This is a genomic window from Eisenbergiella massiliensis (assembly GCF_003435485.1).
Genome location: NZ_QVLV01000014.1, coordinates 37,304 through 55,024, shown reverse-complemented (window position 1 = coordinate 55,024; position 17,721 = coordinate 37,304). Strand labels below are relative to the sequence as shown.

The window sequence follows — 17,721 nt, the reverse complement described above, 5'->3', positions numbered from 1 at the left end:
CGCTCCTTACAGAAAACGATGCTTTTTCAAAGCATCCAAATCCTCATCCTTTTTCAACAGCACCCCTGGAAACGGCAGCTCTTTCTCAAGGACTTCCCCGGAAATCCCGCCAAGCTGCAGTGCATTCACCCAATCCAGCAGCTCCGAGGTACCGGGCTTTTTACGCAGATTCCGTATGGAACGGATTTCCTCAAACGCCGAAACCGCCGCACCCAGCAGCTTATCCTCCACCTCAGGGAAATGCGTCCTTACGATTTTCTCAAGAAGCTCCCTGTCCGGAAAATCAATATAATGAAAAATACACCGCCGCAAAAAAGCATCCGGCAGCTCCTTCTCCGCATTAGAAGTAATAATAACAACCGGCCTTTGCTTCGCCCGCACGGTCACCCCGGTTTCCGGAATATAAAACTCCATCCGATCCAGCTCCCAAAGCAGATCATTAGGAAACTCCAAATCAGCCTTATCGATCTCATCAATCAGCAAAACCACCTGATTTTCATGCGAAAACGCCTCCCCCAGCTTACCCAGCCGGATATACCTTGAAATATCGCTGACCCCGGCCTCCCCGAACTGACTGTCATACAACCTTTTAACCGTATCATAGCTATAAAGCCCATCCTGAGCCCTGGTAGTAGACTTAATATTCCAGACAATCAAATCCATCCCCAAAGCCTCAGCCACTGCCTGCGCCAACACCGTCTTCCCTGTCCCCGGTTCCCCCTTAATCAACAAAGGCTTCTCCAAAGCCACCGCCACATTCACACTCTCAATCAACCCCGTCCCCGCAATATACGAGCCCGTAGACCGAAACAATTTCTCATGATTCATACAAACATCCCTCCTGAAAAAAGAATCCCCAACAAACACCACCCTCCATAATAATTGACATTCCCCCCAAAATCAACCCACAACCCACCAACTGATAAATTTTATCCGCCCCGGTACGTACTGCCGCCTCTCTCCATTCGCTTCCCCTCCCCCAACCTTAAGAAAATATTAATAATGTTCCTTTTCCTATATTAATAACTATATGTTTAAATAAAAATACAAACATCACAGATCTGCATCACACACGCGGCGGCTCTTACCATATATTGCATGGGCGGGGCCGCCGTAACATGCCGAAAAGGCTACAAGTCGGCCGCAGTTTGTGGTATACTGATGCAAAAAGGCAGGCCTGTCCGGCAGGGAATGATAAAGCACGGTCTGCGGAAGGAGCGACAGAAGATGACGAATATTCTTGTATGCGACGATGATAGAGAAATTGTGGAAGCGATAGAGATTTACCTGGCTCAGGAGGGCTACCATGTTATAAAGGCATATGACGGGGAACAGGCCATCCGTGCCCTGAAGAACAATGAGGTGCACCTGCTTATCATGGATGTGATGATGCCCAGGCTGGACGGCATCCATGCCACCCTGAAAATCAGGGAATACAGCAGCATCCCGATTATTATCCTTTCTGCCAAATCTGAGGATGCGGATAAGATCCTGGGCCTGAATATCGGAGCCGATGATTATGTGACCAAGCCCTTCAATCCGCTGGAGCTGGTGGCAAGAGTGAAGTCCCATCTGCGCAGGTATACCCAGCTGGGAAACCTGAATGCGGAAAACAATGCAATTTTCCGTGCGGGAGGGCTTGTGATCAATGACGAAACCAAGGAAGTGACGGTGGATGACGAGCCGGTTAAGCTGACCCCCATCGAATATAATATCCTCCTTCTTCTGGTGAAGAACCAGGGCCGTGTGTTTTCCATTGATCAGATATATGAAAGCATCTGGGAGGAAGAGGCTATCGGCGCTGATAACACGGTGGCCGTCCATATCAGGCATATCCGTGAAAAAATTGAAATCAATCCCAAGGAGCCCCGTTATCTGAAGGTTGTATGGGGAGTGGGCTATAAAATCGAAAAGCAGTAAAGGCCGGGAAAAGTACAGCAGGGCGGGAGGAAGAATTATGAAGAAAAAGAATGTGATGGGAAGAGGAAAACGTACGTTGCTCCTGTTTGCAAAAAGAGTATTGACGGCGGCGGCGATCGGAAGTGTAATCGCAATTATTTCCAACTCCTTCATTACGGTGGAAGGCACCAATGGAAAGAGCCGCTACTTTATTTCTCCCTTTGCCCAGAAGGAAATGTTTGAGGATTCGGAGGTTTTTGATGATATCCTGCGTAAGGATGCCCAGGATATTACCAGAATGTCCGTCATCAAAAGCCAGCTGGAAACGGACGGCGTCTATGATGGAAAGAAACAGATCGATATCACCGCATATGTGAACAGGACGAGCATGGTATCGGAAGAAGAAGTGACCGCAGAATATTACCTGGACGATCTGATTAAATGGGGAAACTACGGATTCAGTTATGAAACGGTTTATGGAACGGAAAGTGATTTTGCCATCTATTTCGGTCTGGGGAAAAGCGAGACGGAGATGGAAATTCCCAGTGATCTTACCATGGGGGACTATGCACTGCAGTCAGAGCTTACCAGGCAGGCCATCAAATATTCCGCACAGGTTGCGGATAAGGGAACGGACTCCCTGAGCATGCGGATGATCATGGAGCTTCCGGACAGTCTGGAAAGCTATATGGAAAGAGCCTCGGAAAAGGGAGAAATGACCGTAAACACGGAAGATGTATTGGCCCTGGATATTCTCGTCCCCAGATATTATTCCGCATCGGGAATGGATCTGGCTGATTATGCCTCGGATATGGAAGAATATATGATGCTGCGGAATAATCTGGTGGAGGCCTGCAACCAGCTCTATCACAATTTTACGGAATACAGCAGCTTTAAGAAGTTTTACGGAGAAGACAAGACGAATGTCCGTTACTGCTACCAGATGGTAGTGGATGGAGAAATCCGTTATTTTACCAATCTGTCCCAGAGCTATACCAATAAAAGCGAGAAGCAGATAACGGATGAATTCAGCGCCTACGGACGTTATCTGTATTATAATCCTGATCGGGTGGAGATTAAGACCAATACCCAGATGACCACGGAGGAAATGCGGGAAATACTGGGTTCTTACGAATATGCCTTCGGAGAAAATTCCAGAGTCTGGATCGGCGTGGATACTTCCTATGAAGTAAATGACAGCCTGGCGAAGGCCAGGGCGGCTTTTGTCAGCTTTATGCCTTATTACTGGCAGACGGTGGCCCTTGGCGCGCTGGCAATGATCCTGTCCCTTTGGCTTCTGGGCGTCCTTACCGTATATGAAGGAAGAAAAGAAGAGGAAAACGAGGACGGCTATGTGGTTACCCTGAAAAAGGGAGATCATTTTCCCACCGAGATTTTCCTTGTCCTGGCAGCTTCCGTGACTGCAGGCTTCTGCGTACTGTGCGGCGCGGCCTATGATATTGCTTTTTCCTATACGCTCGCAGGGGAGGGCGTCAGTCCGTTCATGCTTACGGCGGCGGCCGTTGCGGCAGCCTTCCTGCTGGACTGGATCAGCACCTCCTTCTATCTGGGGCTGGTGCGCCGTCTGAAGGTGCATACCTTCTGGAGGGATTCTTTGCTGTGGCAGCTGGGCAGGCTGTTAAAGCGCATTGTCCTGCGTCTGTATGACAACAGCCATATTGTGAGCAGAATCCTGATTCCCTTCCTTATCATTGCCGCCTTCAACCTGTTTATGGGGATTCTGGGCACGGTGGGAATACTGTTTGCGGGAATCGTGGATATTTTTGTGGCGGTCCTTTTGTATATGGAAAGAAAGGATCTGCAGAAAATTGTGGAAGGCACGCAGACTATCGGAAGCGGAGATTTCGGCTTCAAAATAGATGACAGCAAGATGCATGGGGAAAACAGGGCGCTGGCGGAAGCGGTCAACAGCATCGGCGACGGGATTCAGGAGGCTGTGGCCACCAGCATGAAGGATGAAAGGCTGAAGGCGGACCTGATTACCAATGTGTCACATGATATTAAGACCCCCCTTACCTCCATTATTAATTTCGTCAATCTCCTGAAAAGAGAGAATATCCAGGATGAAAAAATAAAGGGCTACATTGAGGTGCTGGACAGCAAATCACAGAGACTGAAACAGCTGACGGACGATCTGGTGGAAGCATCCAAAATATCCTCCGGCAACATTTCACTGCAGATGGAGAGACTCAACTTTGTAGAACTGATCAATCAGACTGTGGGTGAATTTTCGGAAAAGATGAATGAAAAGTGCCTGGATTTAATCGCAAACATGCCGGAAAAACCGGTCTATATTGAGGCAGACAGCAGGCGGATCTGGCGCGTGGTGGAAAACCTGTTCGGAAACGTATATAAATACGCCCTGGAAGGAACCAGAGTTTATCTGGATCTGGCGGTGAAAGAAACCGACGGACAGAAACTGGCCTCTTTTTCCATGAAAAATATTTCAGCACAGTCCCTGAATATCAGCGCGGATGAGCTGACAGAACGTTTTATCCGCGGGGATGTTTCCCGGAGCACGGAGGGAAGCGGCCTGGGGCTGTCCATCGCCAGGAACCTGACGGAGCTTCAGAACGGAAAGTTCGACATTTATCTGGATGGAGATTTGTTCAAGGTGATAATTACCTTCCCTTGTCTGGAAGAACAGCAGTAAAAAATTCCCCGCGGCCTGCGGGGAATTTTTTTATAAACCACTTCTGTAATGCTTCTTATGCGATTCTTTTCTGTTAAGCCTTCAGCAATTTTCCTTATATCTTTTCCTTAAGCCACCCGATATGGCAGATCAGATATGGTATTCTTCCCTGTTATTGTATCTGGCCAGGATTTCATTGATTTTTTCCGTAGGAGTCATAACGTGGGACATGGAAATGTCATGATTCATAAAATCAATGATGGATGCCAGGAACTTGCTCATATCGGCCTCGGTATAATAGGGCCTGGTGTAAAGCTCCGGCGGCTGATAGGTGAGGTTGGTGGTGATTACCCGGTCGAACCAGCAGTTTTCATAGGCCTTGTCGAAGGCCTCAAGGCCATTGGTGAACAGTCCGAAGGTACAGCAGATGAAAACACGCTTGGCATTCATTTCCTTCAGCTGTCTGGAGGTATCCAGCATGCTTTCTCCGGAGGAAATCATATCGTCAATAATGATAACGTCCTTTCCGTCAACGCTGTCTCCCAGGAATTCATGGGCGACGATGGGGTTCTTGCCGTTTACAATGGTGGAATAATCGCGGCGCTTGTAGAACATGCCGGTATTGACGCCGAGTACATTGCCGAAATATACGGCGCGGTCAAGGGCGCCTTCATCGGGGCTGATAACGATAGTATGATCCTGATCGATGATCAGATCATCCTCCGTATCCAGCAGCGCCCGCATGAACTGGTAAGGCGGCGTAAAATTGTCAAAACCGTTGAGCGGGGTTGCATTCTGCACCCTTGGGTCATGGGCATCAAAGGTGATAAAATTATTCACGCCCATATTTGCCAGCTCCGTGAGCATATATGCACAGTCAAGGGATTCCCTGCTTGTCCTCTTGTGCTGGCGGCCTTCATAAAGGAAGGGCATGACCACATTGATTCGATGCGCCTTTCCTGCGGCAGAGGCTATCATGCGCTTCAGGTCCTGGTAATTATCATCGGGCGATTTGTGGTTCGTATAACCGTTAATGGAATAGGTCAGACTATGGTTACATACGTCAACAATGATGAAAAGATCCTTTCCGCGGACGGATTCCCTGATGATTCCTTTTCCTTCCCCGCTTCCGAAGCGGGGGCTGGAAGCATCCACAAGATAACTGTTTTCAATATACCCCTGGAAAGCGGGATCGTCGTGTCTTGTATTTTTCATATTTTTCCGGAATTCAACAAGGTAATTGTTGACGCGTCTTCCGATGGTTTCTGCGGATTCCATGGCAAGCACCTTAAGAGGCGCTACCGGAAGGGCGTTTTCCAGTTCTCGTACGTTTGGCATATGGTTCTCCTGTCTGTCTGCCTGGGCAGACGTTTTCTCTTTTTTAGATCTGGCAACATTACTTATTTTATAACATTATGCTAGTGACACGTCAAGAAAATTCTAGTAGAATAAGGAAAGGGCATGACAGTTTGGACAACCGGACTGTTATGAAAGGGCCGCAGGATACTGACGTTGTGCCGAAATAAGAAAAACGGATGCCCGCAGGAAAAGGAGAAAGAATTCATGAAGGAAAAAGGCCATTTGATCCAGGCTGTGGAAGAAGGCGGAATCGCTGAGGAAATGGGAATTGAGCCGGGAGACAGGCTGCTGGAAATCAATGGAGAGACGGTGGAGGATATTTTTGACTACCAATATATGATTGAAGAGGAATATGTGGAGGTGCTGATTGCGAAGCCCTCCGGTGAAGAATGGCTGCTGGAAATAGACAAGGATTATGAAGAAGATCTGGGAGTGACCTTTGACAATGGTCTGATGGATGATTACCGCTCCTGTACCAATAAATGTATTTTCTGTTTTATTGACCAGATGCCGAAGGGGATGCGGGAAACGCTGTACTTTAAAGACGATGATTCCCGGCTTTCTTTTCTGCAGGGAAATTATGTGACCCTCACCAACATGTCGGAGAAGGATGTGGACAGGATTATCAAGTATCACCTGTCCCCTATCAATATTTCCTTCCAGACGACCAATCCGGAATTGCGCTGCCGGATGCTTCATAACCGGTTTGCGGGAGAGTCGCTGAAAAAGGTGGACAGATTTTATGAGGCCGGCATACAGATGAATGGCCAGATAGTGCTTTGCAAGGGTTTTAATGACGGAGAGGAGCTGGAACGTTCTATCCGGGATCTGACAAAGTACCTCCCTCATCTGCAGAGTGTGTCCGTTGTGCCGGTGGGGCTGTCCAGATTTCGGGAGGGCCTGGAGCCGCTGGAGCCTTTTACGAGGGAGGATGCCAGGCGGGTGCTGGAGCAGATTCACCGCTGGCAGGAAAAGCTGTACCCCGAATACGGGCTTCATTTTGTCCATGCCAGCGATGAGTGGTATATCCTGGCAGGGGAGGAGCTGCCCCGGGAGGAAAGCTATGACGGATATCTGCAGCTGGAAAACGGCGTGGGTATGATAAGGCTGATGCTGGAGGAGTTTGAGGATGCGCTCGCCCGGCTGGAGGAGCCGGAAGCCCTGGAAAACAGAATACTGAAGGGCACCTATTCCTCCGTAACGGGCCAGATTGCCTATCCCTATATCCGCCGGATGGCGGATCGGCTGATGGAGCGGTTCCCGGAGGTGAAAATACAGGTATTCCCCATAAGAAACGATTTCTTCGGGGAACGGATTACCGTGACCGGGCTTCTCACCGGACAGGATATCATAGCCCAGCTGAAGGGCAGGGATTTGGGAGAAATCCTCTATCTTCCCGAGAACATTTTACGGAGCGGGGAGCGCGTCCTGCTGGATGATATCACGGTGGAAGACCTGGCTGGGGCTTTACAAGTGAAGACAGATATTGTAAAATCAAGCGGATATGATTTTGTGGACGCATTTATAAGGAAACTGTGAAAGGCCGCTGACGACAGGCGGCAGAATGGATGGTAAATATATGAGCAATACAAACAGAAAATCAATCGTTGCGGTGGTTGGAAGGCCGAATGTGGGTAAATCCACCCTCTTTAACGCGCTGGCGGGAGAGATGATTTCCATTGTAAAGGATACGCCGGGCATTACAAGAGATCGTATTTATGCGGATGTAACCTGGCTGGACCGGGCTTTTACCCTGATTGATACAGGCGGTATCGAGCCGGACAGCAGCGATATTATTTTATCACAGATGCGGGAGCAGGCGCAGATTGCCATTGATACCGCGGACGTGATCCTTTTTATGGTGGATGTGAAGCAGGGCCTCGTGGATTCGGACTCCAAGGTGGCGGATATGCTCAGACGCTCCCATAAGCCGGTGGTGCTGGTGGTTAACAAGGTGGATGATTTTGATAAATTCATGCCGGACGTGTATGAATTTTACAATCTGGGAATCGGGGATCCTCATCCGATTTCTGCCGCCAACCGCATGGGACTGGGGGATTTGCTGGATGAGGTAATCAGCCATTTTGAGGAAAAGACGGAGGCTGAGGAGGAAGACGACCGGCCGAGAATCGCAATTGTAGGAAAGCCCAATGTGGGGAAATCTTCTATTATTAACAGGCTGATCGGAGAGAACCGTGTGATCGTTTCCGATATCGCCGGAACCACGAGGGATGCGATTGATACGGAGGTGGTCCATAACGGAAAAGAATATATTTTTATTGATACCGCAGGACTGCGCCGTAAAAATAAGATAAAAGAAGAGCTGGAGCGCTACATGATTGTCCGTACGGTCAGCGCCGTAGAGCGCGCCGATGTGGTGGTTCTTGTGATTGATGCCCAGGAGGGAGTTACCGAGCAGGATGCCAAAATCGCCGGGATTGCCCATGAACGCGGCAAGGGAATGATCATAGCCGTCAACAAATGGGATGCCATTGAGAAGGATGACAAGACCATTTACCGTTTCTCGGAAAAGATTAAAAATACGCTTTCTTACATGCCTTATGCGGAAATGCTTTTTATCTCCGCAAAGACAGGACAGCGTCTGCCCAAGCTTTTTGAAACCATAGATGCGGTGATTGAAAACCATGCCATGCGCGTGGCGACAGGCGTTCTGAATGAAATCATGGCAGAGGCGGTGGCCATGCAGCAGCCCCCGTCGGACAAGGGCAAGAGACTGCGTCTTTATTATATTACCCAGGCAGCGGTGAAACCGCCTACGTTTGTTATTTTTGTGAACGATAAGGAACTGATGCACTTTTCCTATACTCGTTATATAGAAAATAAAATTAGGGAAGCCTTTGGATTCAGAGGCACCCCCCTGAAGTTTATCATCAGGGAACGGAAGGAGTCGAAGTAAAATGATACGTATCGTTTGTCTTTTGATTGGCTATGTATGCGGCCTGTTCCAGACTTCATTTATCTATGGCAAAATGCATGGCATTGATATCCGGAATTACGGAAGCGGGAACGCAGGAACCACCAATGCGCTCCGCGTGCTGGGCACCAAAGCCGGCCTGATCGTTTTTGCCGGCGATGTGCTCAAGTGTATACTGGCGGTATTGCTTGCGAGGCTTTTGTTTGCAGCCGGCCATCCCGACATGAAATATCTGTATATGCTTTATGCCGGGGCGGGCGCGATTCTGGGCCATAACTTTCCCTTTTATCTTCATTTTAAGGGAGGTAAGGGGATTGCGGCCACAGCCGGCCTGATTCTGTCCTTTCATCCTTATTTTATCCCCATGGGCGTGGTGCTTTTCTTCGGCGCCTTCCTGACGACCCACTATGTATCCCTTGGATCGCTGCTGGTTTATGCCGGTTTCATGATTGAACTGGTGGTCCTGGGACAGCTGGGGGTTTTCGGAATGGGGCAGGCGGCCCTGACGGAGCTTTACATAATCGGAGCTTTCCTGACCATAATGGCTTACTGGAAGCATCGTGAAAATATTAAACGGCTTCTTCATGGAAATGAAAGAAAAACCTATCTGTTTAAGAAAAATAAAGAAGCGGTGTAGCTGTCCGGCCAGCTCTGCGTATATACTGCGCAGAACGTATATAAAAGCAGGGGTACCGGTGAAATAAGCGCCGGGGCGTGCTGATGGCAGAAATGAATTTTCAAACATGCTCCGGGCAAAGGTCTGAAAAACAGACAGAAGGGAAGTAAACATGGCGGAAATAGGAATGATCGGAGCAGGCAGCTGGGGAACAGCGCTTACCTGGCTTCTTACAAATAACGGACATAATGTGACCGTATGGTCTGCACTGGATGCGGAAATCGAAATGCTGAAAAAGGACAGGGAGCAGAAAAGCAAGCTTCCGGGGGTTATCCTTTCGGAGGATACCCGGTTTACCACGGATTTAAAGGCAGCGGTGGAAGGAAAGGATCTGCTGGTGCTGGCTGTGCCTTCCCCGTTTACAAGAAGCACCGCCGCCCGGCTTAAGGATGTTGTAGAGGACGGCCAGATCATCGTGAATGTTGCAAAGGGAATCGAAGAAAATACGCTGATGACGCTTTCCCAGATCATCGAAGAGGAGGTCCCTCAGGCAGAGGTCGCCGTCCTTTCCGGCCCTTCCCATGCGGAGGAAGTGGGAAAAGGCCTTCCCACCGTTATTGTGGCAGGCGCAAAGCATAAGGAAACAGCGGAGTATATCCAGAATATTTTTATGAATGAGGTATTCCGTGTATATGCCAGCCCGGACGTGCTGGGCATCGAAATCGGTGCGGCCCTGAAAAATGTGGTGGCGCTGGCAGCAGGCATTGCGGATGGCTTAGGCTATGGTGACAACACAAAAGCGGCCCTGATCACACGGGGAATTACGGAAATTGCACGTCTAGGCATTAAGATGGGCGGCCATTTTGAAACCTTCTGCGGACTGTCCGGCATTGGCGACCTGATTGTAACCTGCGCCAGCATGCATTCCAGAAACCGCCGTGCCGGAATACTTATCGGTAAGGGATATACCATGGAGGAAGCCATGGACGAAGTAAAGATGGTGGTGGAGGGTGTTTATTCCGCCAAGGCGGCCATGACGTTGGCTGAGAAATACGAGGTACAGCTTCCCATCATCGAACAGGTCAATGAGGTGCTTTTCCATGGAAAAGCAGCAGCCCAGGCGGTCAATGATCTGATGCTGCGTGATAAGAAAATAGAAATTTCAGACGATACGATGTGGTCATAGCTGTCACAGGCATTCGTCAGCTATTAGCAGGCATTTCCGGGTATACTGTGCGGAAATGCCTGAAATACATAAATAACTAAATAAAAAAGAGAAGGGGATTGAAAGAAATATGCAGGAGAAGCAGCTTCAGGAATTGTTGGGCTCCTTAAGTCTGACAGAAAAAATCGGGCAGCTGGTGCAGGTGCCGGGAGAGGTTCTGAATGCAGAGGGACAGGAGCTGGGGGTCCGTGAGGATCTTGGCCTCAGTGAAGAAATCATCCGTAATGCAGGCTCCACGCTGAATGTGGTGGGCGCAAAAAGAATCAAAGAAGTACAGAAGGCATATCTGGAGAGGAGCAGACACAAAATTCCTCTTTTGTTCATGGCGGACATTATCTATGGGTTCCGTACGGTATTTCCCATACCGCTGGCGCTTGGCTGTACCTTTGAGCCGGAGCTCCTGGAAAGGCTGTGTGAAGTGACCTCCCAGGAAAGCGTGGCGGCAGGGGCGCACGTTACTTTTTCGCCCATGGTGGATCTTGTGCGGGATGCCAGATGGGGAAGATGCCTGGAATCCACCGGAGAGGATCCTTATATGAACAGCCTTTATGCAAAGGCCATGGTGGAAGGCTTCCAGAAAGGAATGAGTGACGGGGCAAAGGAGCCGAAAGGCATGGCGTCGTGCATCAAGCATTTTGCAGCTTACGGCGCTCCCGAAGGCGGAAGAGATTACAATACGGTGGATATGTCCGAGCGCAGGCTGCGCCAGGAGTACCTGCCCTCCTATAAAGCCGGTGTGGATGCGGGCTGTGAGATGATCATGACCTCCTTCAACACGGTGGACGGCATCCCTTCCACGGGAAACAAGTGGCTGATGGACGATGTGCTCCGGAAGGAGTGGGGCTTCGATGGTGTTGTCATCACCGATTATGCTGCTATTGCCGAGCTGGTAATCCACGGCGCCGCGGAGGATCAGAAGGAAGCGGCGCGTCTGGCCATGGAAGCGGGCGTGGATATCGATATGTGTACAGGCTGCTATGCCAACTATCTGGAGGAACTGATTCAGGAAGGCAGAATTGATGAAAAACAGCTTGATAAAGCCGTAATGCGTATCCTGAAGCTGAAAAACAAGCTGGGACTGTTCGAAGACCCCTACAGGGGAGCAGATGAAGCGAAGGAAGCCGGGCTGTTCTTGAGTAAGGAAAACCGCAGGCTGGCAAAGGAAGCTGCCGTGAAGAGCATGGTACTTCTGGAAAACAGGGAAGAAACGCTTCCTCTGGCAGCCGGCGCCAAAATCGCCTTGATCGGTCCCTATGCGGACAACCAGGATGCCCTTGGCTTCTGGGCAATCCATGGAACCAAAAGCGCGGTGATAACCCTGAAGACCGCACTGGAAGAAGCTGTGGGAGCTGAAAATGTGATGAGCGCTCCGGGCTGCGAAACCATACTGGAAAAGGATTACCATGATCTGCCTGCGATGCAGAAGCAGTATGGTATGGAAGGCTGGAGTGACGAAAAACGGCAGGAGGAAATGGAAAAAGCCGCAGAGCTTGCCGCACAGGCGGATGTGGCGGTCCTTGCGCTGGGAGAAGCGGTGCTGCAGGGCGGCGAAGGCGGAAGCCGGACCAGCCTTACCCTCCCGGGGGATCAGCTTGCGCTTCTGAAAAAAGTGCGGGAAAAAGCGGCAAAGGTGGTAGTAGTCCTTTTCGGAGGCCGTCCGCTGGTACTGGATGAGGTGAGTAAGCTCTCCGATGCGCTGCTGGAGGTATGGTTCCCGGGAACTGAGGGAGGCCATGCAATAGCCGATGTACTGCTGGGAAAAGAAAGCCCCTGCGGCAGGCTCTCCATGAGCATGCCCCGCTGTGTGGGACAGATGCCGCTGTACTATAACCACTTCAACACGGGACGTCCCTACGACGGTATTACCCCGAACCGTTTCTTCTCCCGCTATACGGACTGTGAAAACACTCCGCTGTACCCATATGGTTACGGCCTTTCCTATCATAAGGCGGAATATGGTCCTGTGACCTTAAGCAGCCATATCATGAAAAAGGGTGAGACGATTACGGTGCAGGCGGATATTACCAATACAGGCAGCAGGGCCGGTATTGAAACAGTGCAGCTGTATCTCCGTGATGTGGCGGGCAGCGTGGTCCGCCCGGTGAAGGAGCTGAAGGGCGTACAGAAGGTAGCGCTGGATGCAGGAGAGACTAAGCGGGTTAAATTTACCATTACTGAAGAAATGCTTCGGTTTTATGGGAAAAACATGGAGTACTGCTCGGAACCGGGAAAATTCCAGGTGATGATCGCCCCGGACAGCAGCTACGATATGCAGGCTGAGTTTATACTTGAATAAGTAAAATGAATTGATAAATAAAAATATTGGTAACTGCGGGGAAACTGAACAGTTACCAGTCTTGATGATTAACATTGGAGGCCGCGGTAAAACGCGGCCTCTGCTGTATTTTACAATAAGTGCGGCCAGGGTAAGGGAAATATTTACAGTATTGCCGGAAGCAGCAGCGTAATCCTGCAGCCTTTTCCCGGAAGGGATTCTGCCCGGACGCTTCCCCGGTGCTCCTGCGCAATTGTTTTTACAAGGAAAAGTCCCAGCCCGTTGCCGCCGTCTTCTTTTCTGGTGGTAAAGGAGCGATCAAAAATATGGGGAAGAAGATTCTCCGGGATGCCGCAGCCGGTATCGCTGACGGATAACAGATAGCTGCCATCCTCCGCGGAAAGCGAAAGGGTGATTGTCCCGTCTGCAGGCGTAAAATCCATGGAATTGAAAATCAGGTTTTCTATGGCTCTTATGATGGAATCAGGATTTCCCAGCATCCGGCAGGGGGAGGAAGGGAGGGAGAGAAGGAACCGCGGGCCGAAGACTTCCACGTCCTGCCTGTTCCTTGAATAATAGTTTTGTATGAGCTTGCGTAAATCAAACTGCTCCCGTCGGGCGGCATGGGGAAGCCCGGCGTTAAAATCCTGTATGGAACGGATTTGTACCGAAAGCTCCTCATATTTTTTTTCAATCATATCAATTTTTTCCTGTGTCTTTTTGTCCACATGGATGTCATTTTCCTTTACCAGCTGAAGATAAGCGGAAATACAGGCGATGGGGGATTTCAGGTCATGAAGGAATTCTGACAGGATTTTCTGTCGCTCCGAAAGCAGCAGGGTCACTTCATTCGTCCGTTCTTCCACCATATCCTGCAGATGCTCCGTCAGCTGACGGTTTTGGGCCGCCATCTGGAAGTGCATCCTCAGCATGAGTCCTGAAAAGCAGAGAATCAGAAAAAACGTGCCATATTCATCAGGCCAGCCGGCACAGGCAGGCTCCCAGCGGTTAAGTGTAAGGACGGAGGAAAGAAGCCCGGCACTGTATACGGCAGTTCCGGCGGCAAGCCAGACCGTATATTCTCCCCTGGAGCCCCATAGTGAAAAAATAAGCAGCAGAAAGGCTATGCCAAGCTTGTACCAGGAAATAAGCTGACCGTACCAGGGAATGAAATAGGGTAAAGAGGGCAGCAGAAATAACGGAAGAAGCACACTGACAAGCAGCATTGCCAGAGCGGTCAGTTCTATGAAGGTGGCTGCTTTCTTTTTCCGGGTCTTTGACAGGACGAATACGATTTTTGCGGTACACAGAATGATGAGCATTGAGCTGCCGTCCTCCAGGCCATACAGTATGCGGGGAAAGGGAAGGCCCGCGGTATGGAAAAAGGGATAAGCGCAATGCAGGGAAAATGTCAGCGCCAGGATGCCGAGCCAGTAATAAACCTTCCGGCCGGACTGCTTCCTGCTTCCCAGCCAGACGGCGGCGGACAGCAGGGCGGCGGACAGGGAGAAAAAGCAAAGAAGACCGTAAAAGCCCATTCGGACAGCGTTCTGCAGGTGTATTGTCTGAGCGGTCCCCAGCACCGGGGGATATGTAATTCCGCTGTAGTAATGGCTGTAATTGGCGGTCTGGATGATGATTTCTATTTCAGGCGCGTCAGGAACCGTGAGGGTAAGATCGTGCACCATGGGGGAATAGGGCTGTAAGCTTCCTTGTGCAGCAGCCTCTCTGCCGTTGATGAATACGCGGCAGGCCGAGAAAACTTCCGGCAGATATACTACAAGTCCGCCCGTATCCTGCCGGGAAGCAAGCCTGAGCCGATAGGTGGCGAGCCCATGAGGAGAATGCCCTTCATGAAAGCCGGCAAAATTCAGGTAATCTCCGATGCGTATTGTGATATGGCTCTTTTCATCGACGGAGGATGGAAAATCTTCCGGTGAGAGCAGTCTGTCAGGATAGACTTCCCAGCCCTCAGTCAGATACACAGGGGAACCGCTGCCAACGGCCTGTGTGTCAATAAGCAGGACGCCGTCTTGAATGTCGCAGCTATCTTTGTTATATTTATTATCAGTTATATAGAGAAGATGAAGGGCTGTAAGAGCGAGCAGGAATAAAAAGCTGCACAGCAGCAGTTTTTTTCCTGCCTGAAGTTTTTTTTTCGTGTGTTTTGTGTGTTTCATAGGCACCTCGCAGGAAGGAGAGCAGACATTTTGAAAAATTGGAAAGGGTTCTTCTTTGTCTATACAGCCATTATTATACTACTTTTTTGTAGTAAAATCGCGGAAGCGTCCTCCGTATCGTATAATTCCATTTTGACTGAAGAGGCCGACTGGATTGAAATCGCTGATTTTAAGGAACTGCGCAGTATAATGAACGGAAGCATAAGACCGCAGACAAGGCATATCCGCCTGACTGCGGATATTACAGTTTCCGGGGGAAAAGACGACATTTATTATATCATATCTCCTGAGTATGCGCCAATTTATATTGATACAGGGGAATATACCATCTATGTGGAAGGCCAGCTGCAGATATTGGGAAATGCTTTGATATTTGGAAAAGGCGGGGAGGAGGGACTTGTACATATCCGGAAGGGGGGCTATGCGGATATCCAGGGAGCAAGTCTCAGGGCGGAAGAAGGCTATGCTGTCTGGCAGGAGGATGGCGCTTATTTCAGCGCATCGGATTGGAATGAGAGCACATCTTATCCTGCCTCCTATTCCTGCGAGGGAGAGTGCAGATATCCGGATAAGCCTGTTGTATGGGATTCTTATGAAGAAAGCAGTGAGGAAATTCCATATCGGATAGTCCCTGCGGAAACTGCTTTTACACAGGAAATGCTTCCTGAGGCGCTTTTTTGCGTCTGGTGCGAGAATGGAAAGCGCTGTGAAGGGAAGCTGCCGGTTTTCTGGGAGACGGAGGAGGATACACATACATCACTTCAGGAGAGGAAAAGAACCTTGCTGAAGGGAAATTTTGGAATGGACCGGGATGCGGCGCGCCGGCCGGAATGCATGCTCGTCTTCCAAAATAAAAATGGTGCAGTGATTATCAAAGGAGAGCTGACGGCATATACGGAAGATTTCTTTGTCATGAGCCTTGATTTTGTTCTTGATAACTATGAAGAGGAAAATGACAGCTTTTATGTGATATGTTCCGGAGACGGGAAAGAATGGCAGCGGTCGGAACAGGGAAATTACAGCCTTCAAAACGGGATTGCCTACTATGATGAGACATTTGAAGACGGACGGCAGCCTCCGGTCTATTTTTGTGTATGTGTTGAGAAGAAGGACAGGCTTTATTATTCGGATACTGTGATGATATCGGAGGATAACACACTAGTTATTGCTGATATTCAGGGAGGCAGAGGAGGAGGCACCCCTGTTTTGACAGGTACGGGCAAACTGGAACCGGAACAGGAGGTGGTGAGCGCTGCAGAAAACAGCGCTTCGGAAGACGTGCAGACGGATGCCCCGGCACAGAAAAAGGAAGAGGGCTGGGAGGAATCGGCGTATTCGTCGGCAGAACAGGAACAGGAGACTGTTTTGCAGGTTGGGGAACCGGAAAATGCTATTTTGGATTATACGGAAGAACAGAATGAACAGACAGAAGGAAAAGAAGCTGAGCCGGAAGGAACGGAAGCGTTTCCTGCTGAAAAATCCGGGACATATACCGAAGAAGCTGATTTTGGAAAAACAGGGTCAGAGACAGACATGGAGGCAGGCGAAGAAACAGAGAAAGTAACAGACCAGGGATCAGAAAAAGGATTGGAAAAAGAAACAGCACCCCGGCCGGCGGAACTGCCGGAGGATATCAGGCCGGGCGAAAGCTTCGGACAGGACAGCATGGAAAGAAAAAGACAGATTTTTATGGGCTTTTGTTCTGTAGGCATCATTCTGGCTGTGGTATTTGCAGGGAATGCTTTTTTCCGCAGCCGGGGAAGAAAATGAGCCAACCGGAGCCGGCCGTATACACTGCCGGCTCCGGTCACGGAACGAACAGGTAACCTTTGTGACGTACTGTACGGATATACTCCTTTTCCGGGCAGATGTCACACAGCTTTTTCCTGACCTTGCCAATGCGGGCCTGAAGGTTATGGCGGCTTTCATTGATGGGCTGCTTCCATATATTGTCATAAAGCTGCTCATAGGTAAAAAGCTGGTTCGGATGGCGTGCAAAAAAGGTGAGAATATCGAATTCCAGACGGGGAAAGGCATATTCCATTCCATGATAAATGACCATGAGCCTGCCGGTATCAATAGTTAGTTCCCCGAATTTGAGCAGCTCCGGCGGCTGATTTTCATAACGGCGCCGGATTCGTACATTGATGCGCAGCTCCAGCTCCTTCAGTGAAAAGGGCTTGGAGACGTAATCGTCCCCTCCGGAAAGAAAGCCTTTGATTCTGTCGTCATTTTCCGTATAACAGGATAAAAATATGATCGGTACGGAAGAAAACTGACGGATGGAGGTGCACAGCTCGAACCCGTTGCTATCCGGCAGGTCAACGTCAAGGATTACACAGTCTATGCTGGTACTTTTCAGATAGTCTATGGTTTTAGCTGCTGATGCCGTACAGATAATGTCATATTGACGTTCGTTGAAATATTCAGACACTACATTCCGGAGCGCAATATCATCATCCACGAAAAGAATTTTATACATGTCACGTATCCCCTTTAAAATAAATATTGTCCTTTGTCCTTTCGTATTGCAAGTATATCATAAAAATTTATTGAAAATAGTCGCCCCAATGTCGCTT

At 49.6% G+C, this 17,721-nt stretch carries 12 protein-coding genes; 8 read left to right on the top strand and 4 right to left on the bottom strand.

Annotated elements, in window-relative coordinates; all coding sequences use genetic code 11:
* Positions 1-6: 6 nt before the first annotated feature.
* A complete protein-coding gene (locus DXC51_RS18550) occupies positions 7-828 on the bottom strand; it encodes an AAA family ATPase (RefSeq protein ID WP_117545150.1) in 822 nt (273 codons plus the stop codon).
* A gap of 399 nt (positions 829-1,227) precedes the next feature.
* Between DXC51_RS18550 and DXC51_RS18545 the strand changes: the two genes are divergently transcribed.
* Positions 1,228-1,920, top strand: coding sequence for a response regulator transcription factor (locus DXC51_RS18545; RefSeq protein WP_035324314.1), 693 nt, complete (start codon positions 1,228-1,230; stop codon positions 1,918-1,920).
* Between the two features lie 37 nt (positions 1,921-1,957).
* Entirely contained in the window at positions 1,958-4,573 is a 2,616-nt protein-coding gene (locus DXC51_RS18540) for a sensor histidine kinase (RefSeq protein WP_117545149.1), read from the top strand.
* Positions 4,574-4,702: 129 nt separating this feature from the next.
* Here the strand turns inward: DXC51_RS18540 and DXC51_RS18535 are convergent, their stop codons facing one another.
* Positions 4,703-5,890, bottom strand: coding sequence for a ribose-phosphate pyrophosphokinase (locus DXC51_RS18535; protein ID WP_021640135.1), 1,188 nt, complete (start codon positions 5,888-5,890; stop codon positions 4,703-4,705).
* A gap of 225 nt (positions 5,891-6,115) precedes the next feature.
* Here DXC51_RS18535 and DXC51_RS18530 point away from each other — a divergent pair, with 225 nt between their 5' ends.
* The 5 genes from DXC51_RS18530 to bglX all read left to right on the top strand — a co-directional run bounded on the left by DXC51_RS18530 (position 6,116) and on the right by bglX (position 12,983).
* Positions 6,116-7,450 (top strand): DUF512 domain-containing protein, encoded by a 1,335-nt coding sequence (locus DXC51_RS18530; protein ID WP_021640134.1) that lies wholly within the window; start codon positions 6,116-6,118, stop codon positions 7,448-7,450.
* Between the two features lie 25 nt (positions 7,451-7,475).
* Positions 7,476-8,828 carry a ribosome biogenesis GTPase Der gene (gene der, locus DXC51_RS18525; RefSeq protein WP_021640133.1) on the top strand — a complete coding sequence of 451 codons (1,353 nt, stop codon included), beginning with the start codon at positions 7,476-7,478 and terminating at the stop codon, positions 8,826-8,828.
* A gap of 1 nt (position 8,829) precedes the next feature.
* Positions 8,830-9,483, top strand: a complete 654-nt coding sequence (plsY, locus tag DXC51_RS18520; RefSeq protein WP_021640132.1) for a glycerol-3-phosphate 1-O-acyltransferase PlsY — start codon at positions 8,830-8,832, stop codon at positions 9,481-9,483.
* A gap of 151 nt (positions 9,484-9,634) precedes the next feature.
* Complete coding sequence (locus DXC51_RS18515) at positions 9,635-10,648, top strand: NAD(P)H-dependent glycerol-3-phosphate dehydrogenase (protein WP_117545148.1); 1,014 nt, start codon at positions 9,635-9,637, stop codon at positions 10,646-10,648.
* Positions 10,649-10,757: 109 nt separating this feature from the next.
* On the top strand, positions 10,758-12,983 hold the full coding sequence (gene bglX, locus DXC51_RS18510) for a beta-glucosidase BglX (RefSeq protein ID WP_117545147.1): 2,226 nt from the start codon (positions 10,758-10,760) through the stop codon (positions 12,981-12,983).
* A 143-nt stretch (positions 12,984-13,126) separates the two neighbouring features.
* Here bglX and DXC51_RS18505 read toward each other — a convergent pair whose 3' ends face one another.
* Positions 13,127-15,142: a sensor histidine kinase gene (locus tag DXC51_RS18505; protein ID WP_117545146.1), complete on the bottom strand. Its 2,016-nt coding sequence runs from the start codon at positions 15,140-15,142 to the stop codon at positions 13,127-13,129.
* Positions 15,143-15,172: 30 nt separating this feature from the next.
* On the opposite strand from DXC51_RS18505, the gene DXC51_RS18500 reads away from it, so the two are divergent.
* Positions 15,173-16,912: an ICP22 family protein gene (locus tag DXC51_RS18500; RefSeq protein ID WP_117545145.1), complete on the top strand. Its 1,740-nt coding sequence runs from the start codon at positions 15,173-15,175 to the stop codon at positions 16,910-16,912.
* 37 nt (positions 16,913-16,949) lie between these two features.
* Here DXC51_RS18500 and DXC51_RS18495 read toward each other — a convergent pair whose 3' ends face one another.
* On the bottom strand, positions 16,950-17,624 hold the full coding sequence (locus DXC51_RS18495) for a response regulator transcription factor (protein WP_021640124.1): 675 nt from the start codon (positions 17,622-17,624) through the stop codon (positions 16,950-16,952).
* Positions 17,625-17,721 lie beyond the last annotated feature (97 nt).